This is a genomic window from Anaerorudis cellulosivorans (assembly GCF_025943985.1).
Lineage (GTDB): Bacteria > Bacteroidota > Bacteroidia > Bacteroidales > Dysgonomonadaceae > Anaerorudis > Anaerorudis cellulosivorans.
The window spans coordinates 81,957-94,117 of record NZ_JAPCWE010000001.1 but is presented as its reverse complement, the minus strand read 5'-3'; the positions used below and the strand labels follow the sequence as shown (position 1 = coordinate 94,117).

At 39.4% G+C, this 12,161-nt stretch carries 5 protein-coding genes; all 5 read left to right on the top strand.

Annotated features, from left to right (window positions below; translation table 11 throughout):
* The first annotated feature begins 1,202 nt into the window (after nucleotides 1-1,202).
* Entirely contained in the window at nucleotides 1,203-3,125 is a 1,923-nt protein-coding gene (locus tag OLM34_RS00320; RefSeq protein ID WP_264404406.1) for a site-specific DNA-methyltransferase, read from the top strand.
* A 4-nt stretch (nucleotides 3,126-3,129) separates the two neighbouring features.
* The gene (locus tag OLM34_RS00315) at nucleotides 3,130-4,971 is read left to right on the top strand and encodes an ATP-binding protein (protein WP_264404404.1); all 1,842 of its coding nucleotides are present in this window, start codon (nucleotides 3,130-3,132) and stop codon (nucleotides 4,969-4,971) included.
* 78 nt (nucleotides 4,972-5,049) lie between these two features.
* Nucleotides 5,050-8,184 carry a type III restriction-modification system endonuclease gene (locus OLM34_RS00310; RefSeq protein WP_264404403.1) on the top strand — a complete coding sequence of 1,045 codons (3,135 nt, stop codon included), beginning with the start codon at nucleotides 5,050-5,052 and terminating at the stop codon, nucleotides 8,182-8,184.
* Between the two features lie 9 nt (nucleotides 8,185-8,193).
* Nucleotides 8,194-11,430 (top strand): helicase-related protein, encoded by a 3,237-nt coding sequence (locus OLM34_RS00305; RefSeq protein WP_264404402.1) that lies wholly within the window; start codon nucleotides 8,194-8,196, stop codon nucleotides 11,428-11,430.
* A complete protein-coding gene (locus OLM34_RS00300) occupies nucleotides 11,431-12,081 on the top strand; it encodes a DUF4391 domain-containing protein (protein WP_264404401.1) in 651 nt (216 codons plus the stop codon). It abuts the gene before it with no gap.
* Nucleotides 12,082-12,161: the final 80 nt, after the last annotated feature.

The following is a 12,161-nucleotide window of genomic DNA, read 5'->3' as shown; positions in this document are numbered from 1 at the left end:
TAAGGGAATGACCGTTTGGCCCGTAATAATATCAATTGTAATAAGCAACATGCAAAATGGCTGTTTTTTGGCAAAGTTGATTCCCCGATTTTAATTTGATGAAAGTTTTACCTGGTCGTCCTATTTTTTTTCATTATTGAAAATGGTTTTTCTTTTTTTCATCTTGTAACTTCTGCCTATTTTATGCAAATGTTTTCATAAAAAAAGGCGAGTGGATGAGACGCAGATAGAATAAATAAATTACTTTTGCGGTATATGTTTACAGGCTTTAGAGCGGGTACCCTTTGCTCCGCTATAACCGGTACCATTACACCGCTATCATCAAGTAATTATATGTTGGTTACTTGGAACATTTATTGTGATCCTATTTATACGCAAGTTAAAAAAGAATGAATTAGATCAAAAGGAAAAGAATAAGATAAATGAGAACTAATGTCTCTCATAAGCATTATCCCAACAATTTCCTTTCTTTCACTCCCTTTTTCACTTTTCCGGTCCTTGGCGGCATTCGTTTGTCCTTAAATTACTTTTTTTGATATCGATATCATTTGTCCTCCAGGCACAAGCATTACGTTAGTGCTCCATTTTCACTGAAGTTGCTGCGCTTTTCATTATTTTTTCGCCTGCCGATAGGATGGTTTCGGCTTGTTGACGGCGAAGCATCGCGGCTACAATTTCGGCCGGCAGGGGTTTTCAGCTTGCCGGTCTTCTTGTTTTCTGCTAAATTTGTAATTTTTATATTTTAATTACCGTTGCTGTTTTTTATCGGGTTTGGATGGGTCTTCTTCGCTCTTCCTTCGCTTCATGCTTGCTCCTAAGTGGGGACAAGTGCACCGGATTTAGAGTGTTCGGTATAGGACAAACCTCCATACAACATTATCAATTTTCAAATTTTTCTTATAGCATTAATTTTTTGTGAATATTGTTTATCTTTGCCGTATTACGACTATTTTCAAAAAAATATAAGAGTCTGCTTTAAAAAGTACAAAATGCTTAAAATAAATTTTGTAAAAACTTGATTATCAAGTTTATTTTTTACACATTTTCGATAAATAAGACTTATTCAAGTGGACTCATATAAAGCTAAAACAAAAGCATGATGCTGTTTTCGAATAAAATCCGACAAATAAGGATTACTGGCAAGCAATTATTGGTAAGTAATTAGTAATTAGTAACGTTTTGATAGATAACTATAAAACAATATGAGTAACATAGAGAAACTCGACCTCAGCACTCCCGATTTCGTGAACGAAAACATTGAAAAAATTGCAGCCTTTTTCCCCAACTGCGTTACCGAAACTGCCGAAGGGAAAAAGATAGATTTCGACCTCTTGCAGCAAGAGTTGAGCCACGACATAGTGGAAGGCAACCGCGAACGTTACCGTCTTGAATGGCCCGGTAAACGCGAAGCCATTGTTACGGCCAACTTGCCCACCACCAAAACACTCCGCCCGGTGCGCGAAGATTCGGTTGATTTCGACAACACCGAAAACCTCTACATTGAGGGCGACAACCTCGAAGTGCTGAAACTTTTGCAGGAAAGCTACTTTGGCAAAATCAAAATGATATACATCGATCCGCCCTACAATACAGGGAACGACTTTGTGTACAAAGATAACTTTGCCATCGACCGCGAAACCGAGCTTTTTGAAAGCGGACAAATTGATGAATATAACCAACGCCTGGTAGCCAATCCCGAAACCTCCGGACGTTATCATTCCGACTGGCTCACCATGATGTACCCACGCCTGAAACTGGCTCGCAACCTGTTATCGGATAACGGTGTGATTTTTATCTCCATCGATGACCATGAGGTACATAATCTGAGAAAAATTTGTGATGAGGTGTTAGGGGAAGAAAATTTTGTTGCACAATTCCCTTGGCGGAAAAGAACCGCAAAATCAGATGTTCCATTTGGAGTATCGCAAGATTATGAATGGGTACTTTCTTATGCAAGAAAAGAATTTATAGCAGCACTGGAAGGTGGAACGAGAAAATATTATGAATCTCCCGACTTGCCTAATCGTCCATGGAGAATCCATGATTTAACAACACAAAGAAGTGCTAGTGAAAGACCTAATAGTGATTTCACTATAATAAATCCAAAGAATGGTGAAAAATATCCTGCCAACCCACTTCGAACTTGGGCGATGACAGAAGATACATTTCCGAAATATTATGCTGAAAATAAAATAGTTTTTCCAGGAGACTATGATTTTCTATACATATCAAAGCCTGTATTTAGATATTTTAAAGATGATGACGAAGCAAAGGCTGGCGATTTGTTTGGATTTATTCCAGTAAGTACAAATTTCCCTGCTGAAATAGGTATGAGTCAAGATGGCACAAAAGATTTCGGGGAATTGTTTAAGGATAAATTATTCAGCTTTCCCAAGCCAGTTGAGTTAATTAAATATATACTCAAAGCATCAACAAATTTCGATAAGGACTCAATTATTCTCGACTTCTTCTCCGGTTCTGCCACTACTGCCCATGCCGTAATGCAGCTCAATGCCGAAGATGGCGGCAAGCGCAAATATATAATGGTGCAACTGCCTGAACTAACCGATGAGAAAAGCGAGGCTTACAAAGCCGGCTACAAAAATATTTGCGAAATAGGCAAAGAACGAATCCGCCGTGCTGCAAATAAAATAAAAGAAGAAAAGCGCAGAAAAGCAGAGAAAGAAGGAATGTTTGCTAATGGTGAAGATACACAGGATTACGGATTCCGCGTCTATCGCCTCGATAGCAGCAATATGAAGGATGTGTATTACCGTCCGCAAGACTACAAACAGGAAACGCTGGCTATGTTTGCCGACAATATCAAGCCCGATCGCACAGCCGACGACCTTTTGACGCAGGTAATGCTCGATTGGGGTCTTCCGCTTTCGTATAAAATTGACCGGACTAACATCAACGGCAAACAAGTGTTCCGGGTAGCACAAGATTCACTCCTTGCGTGTTTCGATACCGGCATCGACGAGGCATTTATCAAAGCCATTGCCAAAGAAAAGCCTTTGCGTGTGGTATTCCGCGACAGTGGTTTTGCCGACGATACCGCAAAAATCAATGTACGGCAGTTGCTCCAGCAACTCAGCCCCGAAACGGAAATGAAAGTGATTTAAAAAAATGGAAAATTATACTGCACAAGAATTATTTGAATTGCTCAATCAACAAGACGAGTGCGAATGGATCGAGGGCAAAGGAGGACATGAGAGTTCCCATTCCGTTATGGAAACCGTATGTGCTTTTTCCAATGAACCCGGTTTAGCAGGAGGTTATATTTTGATGGGTGTAGCTGAAGATAAAACAAGCCTTTTTCCTCAATATAAAACAGTGCACATTTCTGATCCGGACAAGTTTCAACGAGATTTTGTGTCTCGATGCAGTTCTATGTTCAATATGCCTATTCGTCCTAAAGTAAGTGTAGAAAAAATTAATAAACATACTGTCATTAAAGTTCAGGTGAACGAATTGCCACAAAATCAGAAGCCTTTATATTTCAAATCAGAGGGTTTGCCATCAGGTGCCTATCGACGGATTGGTTCTACTGACCAGCGTTGTACCGAAGACGATATGCACATCTTTTATGCGGATGCTACCAGTTTTGACCAAACGCCCGTTAAAGGTTCAAGTATGAATGATGTGGATGAAAATGCACTAAAGAGATATAGAAATCTTCGGGAGAAAGTGAATCCTGCAGCTGAAGAATTAAGTTATACCGATAATGAGCTGTTAGAGGCATTAGGCTGTTTGAATCGAGAAAACAAAACAGAACTCAATTTGGCAGGTTTGTTGCTTTTTGGGACAACAAAAGCATTGAGGACATTTTATCCCATGTTGCGTGTTGATTATATCAGAGTACCCGGGAACAAGTGGGTAGAAGATCCTGACAACCGATTTACAACTATTGATATGCGAGGACCTCTTTTAACCCTGATTTATCGATTAATTGATGCTATTCAGTCTGATTTGCCTAAAGGCTTTTTACTACCTGAAGAAGGTATTCAGGCAAGCCCCCTTGGTTTGCCTACCAGAGTGCTTCGTGAGGCTATTGTTAATGCTTTAATGCACCGTTCTTATCGCGAACATCGCCCTATACAAGTTATTCGTTATGACAATCGTATCGAAATTATCAATCCGGGGTATTCGTTGAAATCCAAAGAACACTTGGGAGAACCTGGCAGCGAAACGCGAAATCCTTTTATCGCTGCCGTTTTTCATGAAACAAATTTAGCTGAGACCAAGGGTTCCGGCATCAGGGCTATGCGTAAATTAATGGAACAAGCTCACTTAGCTCCACCCACTTTCGATTCTGACAGAAATAGTAATGAATTTACTTCAAGACTGCTTTTACATCATTTCTTGAATGAAAAAGATGTTAGTTGGCTCAACTCCTTTGAGGCTTATGGTTTAGCTGATAGTCAGAAACAAGCATTAATATTTGTTCGGGAGGTTGGAGCTATAGATAATCTGACTTACAGGCAGATGGCCGATTGTGATACCCTAAAGGCAAGTAGTGAACTTAGAACTCTTAAAGACTTTGGCTTACTAAGTCAGAAAGGCAAGGGGAAAAGTACGTATTATATTGCAGGCGAAAAATTAAGTGCACCACCTCAAGAATTAAGTGCACCACCTCAAGAATTAAGTGCACCACCTCAAGAATTAAGTACACCACCTCAAGAATTAAGTACACCACCTCAAGAATTAAGTACACCACCTCAAGAATTACTTGACCGGATAGCTCAGCTTAATCAAAGAGAGCATGATGCGGGGAAGATCAAGGCTATTATTAAAGATTTATGTGCGATTCGAGCTATGAAAGCAGTTGAAATAGCATTCTATTTAAATAAAGGGGATGATTATATAAAACGAAAATATCTGGCAGTGATGATACAAGAAGGAGAATTGATTTATCTGTACCCCGAAATGATTAATCATCCTGAACAGGCATACATAACCAAGAAATAAAAATAGGTCTATATTGTTCAATTATGTAAATCATATCCTTGATTTGTGAACAGACTGTATCCGTGAATAGGAAATGTTATGAAATTACAATTCAAAGAACAACAATTTCAGATAGATGCCGTGCAGGCAGTGGTCGATTGTTTCGAAGGGCAACCGTTGAAAACCAATCGGTTTACCCTTGAGCGAAGTAGCGAAATTATTCGTCGTGCAAAGTTGGCAGCAGCCGGAGCTACCGAATTGTTCGAAAATGAGATATTCGAAGAGATCGGTTATCGCAACAGCCCCATTCAAATTACTGAACAGCGTATTCTGGAGAATATCCGAAAAGTACAGGCAGCCGGCAATATACACGAAAGCACTGCCATTGAACGCCCAAAAGAAGACAGGAACAGAAGTTACCACCTTACCATTGAGATGGAGACCGGTACGGGGAAAACCTATACCTATATCCGCACCATGTACGAGCTGCACAAAAAATATGGTTGGAGCAAGTATATTGTTATTGTACCGAGTATTGCTATTCGTGAGGGGGTTTACAAATCTTTTCAACTTACCCAAGATCACTTTCAAGAGCTGTACGGACACAAAATCGCACCCTTTATCTACAATTCGAGTAATCCGCAGGATATCGAAACCTTTGCCTCCGACAGCCGCATCAGTGTGATGATTATCAATACTCAAGCATTTAATGCCCGTAGTGCCGATGCCCGTCGTATCTATCAGGAGCTCGATCAGTTCGGTACGCGAAAACCGATAGAGATTATTTCGCAAACCAATCCGATTTTGATTATCGATGAACCTCAATCTGTCGATGGCGCCAAAACACTGGCAAGCATGCAGGACTTTAATCCCTTGTTTACATTGCGCTATTCGGCTACGCACCGTGTGGAATACAACAAGATCTATCGTTTAGACGCACTCGATGCATACAACAAACGCCTTGTCAAGAAAATTCAGGTAAAAGGAGTCAGCCTGAAAAGCAGTACCGGAACAAGCGGGTATTTGTATTTGGAGCAAATTATGTTGAGTACCAACAAGCCGCCTTTGGCTCTGGTAGAGTTTGAACAGCGTTCATCCCATGGAGTAAAACGCGTACGAAAGAAATTGGAACAGGGTGCCAATCTTTTCGAGCTTTCAGGTGGAATGCCTGCGTATCGAAATGTGATGATCGAAGAGATCAATGGTGCGCAAAACAAAATTGTTGTCGGCGGGGTTGATATTTTTCCCGGCGATATCATCAACGATCAAAACGATAGCACACTTCGGCGTGTGCAAATTCGTGAAACCATTCTTTCACACCTCAAAAAAGAGAAACAGCTTTTCGATAAAGGCGTAAAAGTGCTTTCCTTGTTTTTTATCGATTCGGTAGAACGTTATCGCAAATACGATGAGAATGGCGATGAGTCCCCGGGTGAATATGCTCAAATTTTTGAAGAAGAATATAACAATGCAAAAAACGATTTTCTCGACCTTTTTCAACAGGAATACAACGATTATCTGAGAAATACGGATCCGAATCAGGTGTATAAGGGTTATTTCCCAAATTACTTTTCCTATTTGGAACGTGACGAGGCGCAACGCATTCACGAAGGCTATTTTGCCATAGATAAAAAGAAAAAACGAATGATCGACCCTTCGTTGAAGAAAAACAGCGAAGATTCTGATGATGTTTCGGCTTACGATTTGATTATGAAAGATAAGGAACGTTTGTTGAGTCTTGACGAACCTGTTCGCTTTATCTTTTCTCACTCGGCGCTCAAAGAGGGTTGGGACAATCCTAACGTGTTCCAAATATGCACGCTGAAGAATCCTGAAGGAGGTAGCGAAATTCGCCGCCGACAGGAAGTAGGACGTGGCATGCGTTTGTGTGTCAATCAGGCCGGTGTACGTTTGGATTACGAAATGATTGGCGATGAAGTGCACAAAGTCAACGTGCTCACAGTCATTGCTTCCGAAAGTTACGAGGCTTTTGCCAAAGGCTTGCAAAGCGAAATTGCAGCCACACTTAAAGACCGTCCGCAAAAAGCAGAAGTGGACTTTTTCATTAGTAAACTGGTTGAAAATGAAAAGGGCGAAAAATATCGCATAACAGCCGACGATGCAAAGAAAATCAACAAGTTGCTTTATAAAAACGATATTATCGACGAAGAAGATAAGATAACACCCATAGGTAAAGAAATAATCGAAAAAGACGCTGTTCCTTTACCCGATAACCTGGAAATGTATCGGGCTAGTGTGGTAAATCTTTTAAAATCAATCTACACGGAAAGTACGTTCAAACCTGAAAATGAGCGTGCAACATTGATTCTTCAAACTAACGAAAATTTCAAAAAGAAAGAATTTCAGGAGCTGTGGAATAAAATCAGTTTGAAAACCATTTACGAAGTTAATTTCGATACTCCCCAACTGATTGAAGAAAGTGCCAATCGAATCAACGGCGATTTATACATTGCCGACATGGTGTATGAAGTTAAAACCGGTGAACAAAAAACAGAGGGCACAAAGCAGGATATGGATAACAGAACGCATATTACACAATCGAGTACGGAACGATTCGTACTCAAAAGCAATCCGTCTCACACAACAGTGTACGACATTGTGGGTGAAATTGAAAAACAAACAAGTCTGACTCGTCGTACAATTGTGGCAATCTTGCAAAAAATAAAAGGTGATAAATTTTATCTCGTTCGTAAGAATCCTGAAGAGTTTATAGCCAAGGTCGGCAAGATTATCAATGAGGCTAAAGCTAAATTGATAATCAACAACATTGTATATCACAAAATCGAAGATAAGTACGATGCAAAAACGGTATTTACCAACGACAACGCCGTTCTTCGGAGTTCAATCAATCTGAAAAAGCATATCTACGACCACCTTACTTCGGATTCAAGCATAGAAACCGAATTTGCAAAAGCATTGGATCAAGCCGTTGAAGTGGTGGTATATGCCAAGCTGCCGAAAAGTTTTTATATCACTACTCCCGTTGGTCGTTACAGCCCCGATTGGGCGATTGTCTTCGACAAAGAAAAAGTCCGCTACATTTACTTTGTGGCCGAAACAAAAGGATCCGATTCTTCAATGGAGTTGCGAGGTACCGAAAATTTGAAAATCCATTGTGCAAAAATCCATTTCGAAGAAATTGCCGGTGCTGACGTGAAATATGATGTAGTCAATAATTTCGATAAATTGATGGAATTGGTGCAATTGAAATAGATTTTAGAAATGAAGTTGATAGATAATGTAAATACCCGTTTGATTGATGATTTAAAGCAGACAATCACAAAGGGGAGCCGCTTATATATTGCAGGGGCTTCATTTTCCATATATGCTTACGAAGCCTTGAAAAAGGAACTCAATCAGATTGACGAATTACAGTTTATTTTCAGTTCCCCTACTTTCGTTGAAGAAAATTTAAAGAAAGATGCACGGCAATTTTACATACCTCATATCAACAACGAAGCCGACCTTTGCGGCGGCGACTTCGAAATTCGCTTAAAAAACCGGCTCAATCAACGGGCAATTGCCAAAGAATGTGCCGACTGGGTAAAAAAGAAAGTTGCCTTCAAATCCAACAAAAATCGAATGCCATTAAATGGGCTCATTTACATTGAAGGGAAAAATAAAAACGAATTTGCTTATTCGGGCATAAGCAGTTTCACTACTTCCGATTTGGGGCTTTCCCAACGTAAAGGTTTCCCGACATTAATTCAGCAAACAGAATATCCCCATAGCAGAGCCTATCTCGAATGGTTCAGACAAGTTTGGGAAAACGATGATGAATTGACAGATGTTAGCGACAGAGTTCGCAATTATTTTGAGAATGCATACACAGACAACAGTCCCGAATTTATCTATTTTGTTACCCTTTATAACATTTTCAACGACTTTTTGGAGGACTTATCCCTGGATAATCTTCCAAACGACAAAGTGGGATTCAAAGAATCCGTTATTTGGAATACACTCTACAACTTTCAACAAGATGCCGTTATTGGGGCGATCAACAAACTCGAAAAGTACAACGGTTGCATTCTGGCCGATAGTGTCGGATTGGGTAAAACTTTTTCGGCATTGGGCGTTATCAAATATTATGAAATGCGCAACAAGGATGTGTTGGTGCTTTGCCCCAAAAAATTGGAGGCCAACTGGAATACCTATCGATATAACGACAAAAACAATATGCTGGCCGACGATCGTTTTCGCTACGATGTGTTATTCCATACCGACCTTTCACGCGAAAAAGGTGAAAGCAACGGTAGAAACCTCGAAGCTGTAAACTGGGGAAATTACGGTTTGGTCGTTATCGATGAATCCCATAATTTTCGAAATAACAACACCGTGGCAGGTAAAGAAAATCGATACCAAAAACTTCTCCGAAAAGTTATTCAGGAGGGTATTCAAACCAAAGTGCTGATGCTTTCGGCAACGCCTGTCAACAATCGTTTCAACGATTTGCGCAACCAATTGGCTTTGGCTTACGAAGGTAATCCCGAAAAAATCAATTATCGGTTAGCTACTTCAAAAAGCATCGACCAAATATTCAATCAGGCTCAAAAGGCATTTAACAGTTGGAGTAAAATGGAAACGGCAAAACGAACTACCGAGAAGTTACTCGATATGCTTGATTTCGATTTCTTTGAAGTACTCGATTCGCTTACCATTGCCCGTTCCCGCAAACACATAACCAATTATTACGATACCACTGCTATCGGCACATTTCCTAAACGCAACAAGCCGGTCTCTGTCGAATGTCCCTTGACCGATGACAACAGCGTGGGTTTCGCCTATATTGCCGAACAACTCGGTTTTCTGAACTTATCGGTTTATACGCCACTTAACTATGTGTTGCCAAGCAGAATTGAGTATTATGAAGCACTCTACGACAAAACCGTAAAAGAAGGAAAAGGCGGGCGATTGAAACAACGGGATCGTGAACAGAATTTACAAATCCTGATGCGAATTAATCTGCTAAAACGGATTGAGAGTTCTGTGCACTCATTTCGCCTTACGCTCACCGGAATCATAGAGCAGATAGAAAATACATTGAAATCGATTGAACAAAATGACGTTGATAATCAACTCGAAGGTATTCAAAAATACATTAACGATGAAAATTTCGATTGGGAAGCCGATTGGGGGGATGAAGAGAATATTATTGGCAAAAAGGTGAAAATTCACCTTGCGGATTTGGATAAAACAAAATGGAAGGAGGATTTGACGGCTGATTTAATTTTGTTGAACGACTTGCTCAACAAGACTAATCCGATTGAAAAAGAACGCGACACTAAGCTGCAAGTGTTAAAGAAGTTGTTGGACGATAAAATATCTCAACCTTTCAATCCAGACAACAAAAAAGCAATCATATTTACGGCTTTTGCCGATACGGCTTACTATTTATATAACGAACTAAGTAAATACATCAAGAAGAAATATGGATTGAATACTGCCTTGGTAACCGGATCCCGGCGCCTTTGTTCAGAAAAGAAAATTCCGACAGAGTTGAATGCCATTCTTTCTTGTTTTTCTCCTTTGTCGAAAGGGAAATCGCAAATCTACCCAACTCTAACCGAATCAATTGACTTGCTCATTGCAACTGACTGTATTTCCGAAGGGCAAAATCTGCAGGATTGTGATTATCTGATCAATTACGATATCCATTGGAATCCTGTTCGCATTATACAACGTTTTGGCCGTATTGACCGAATTGGATCAAAAAACGACAGTATTACGCTTGTCAATTTTTGGCCGGATGTTACGCTCGATGCATATATCAATTTAAAGCAGCGTGTTGAAAATCGTATGCTTATAGCCAATATGGCTGGCACGGGCGACGATAATGTGCTGAATCAGGAAGAGAAGGAAATGGAGTACCGCAAAATTCAACTTCAAAAGCTCAAAGAGGAGGTGATCGATTTGGAGGATTTGCGGGAGGGTGTTTCTATTACCGATTTAGGATTGAATGATTTTCGTGTTGATTTGAGTAATCTTATTAAAGTTTACAACGAAACGAAAAACGTTCCCGAAGGGTTGCATGCTGTTGTTCCGGAGGGTGAGAATTTACCTCAAGGAGCAATCTTTGTCTTGAAAAATGTCAACGAGAATGTGAATATCGATAAGCTCAATCGTTTGCACCCCTATTATTTGGTTTATATCAAAAATAACGGTGAATTATTTTTGAAACATATCGAATCAAAAAAAATATTGGATGCAATGAGGCTTGCTTGTAATGGCAAACGTCATGCTATGGATGACCTTTGCAGAAAAATCGCGGAAGAAACAAACGATTATTACAAAATGGATCACTATTCTTCGTTGCTTAAAAAAAGTATTCATTCCATATTGCAAACCGAAGAAGAAAAAACAATATTAAGTTTATTCAGATCGGGTGGTACAATATCCGGTAAGAATAAATTTAAGGGAATGGAAGATTTTAAACTAATCACATTCTTAATCGTGCGATAAATGGAATTTTTTGATTTGCCACATAGTACGATTATCCGACGATTTGTAGCAAAAAGTCTTTTTGACTCGGTTACGAACACCAAACAAAAAGCGATGTTTACCAATGATATTGCAAAAATTATGTGGTGTAATACGCTTTCTTCCGAAACTACAAATTTGCCTCACAACGAAATTGAAGAGATTCAAATTTTTAGTATTGAGCTAAAAGAAAAAAAAGAGATTAAAAGCATTCTTGAAATAATCGACAAAACAATCCCTTATCATATCATCTTTATCGTTTCGTTTGCAGACGAGGTATATTTGTCGGCTTCGGCAAAACACCCTTCACCTCTAAATGACGATAAATCGGTTATTGATTGGACTTATACAAGTCCGTGGTTCAAAAAAACGGAAAATACATACCGCATCAAGCTAATGAAAGATATTGATACCGTTTTTTTTGATTTTTGCCGACAATTATCTCCACAATCAAACAGCAGTATAAAAAATATTTCCGACCTTACAGCCTATAATTCCAGAGTAAGTGCGCTTTCAAAAGAGATTGAGCAGCTCAAAAAGAAGGTTCTTTCCTGCCCTCAATTTAACAAAAAAGTCGAATTGAATTTGAAGTTAAAGGAGTTGGAACAAGAACTAAAAACTTTGAAATCATAATTTTATATTTAAAACCAAAAACATCGAATACCTTATGATTCACTACGTTAGTCAGACAATTGAATGAATGAAACAGGTTA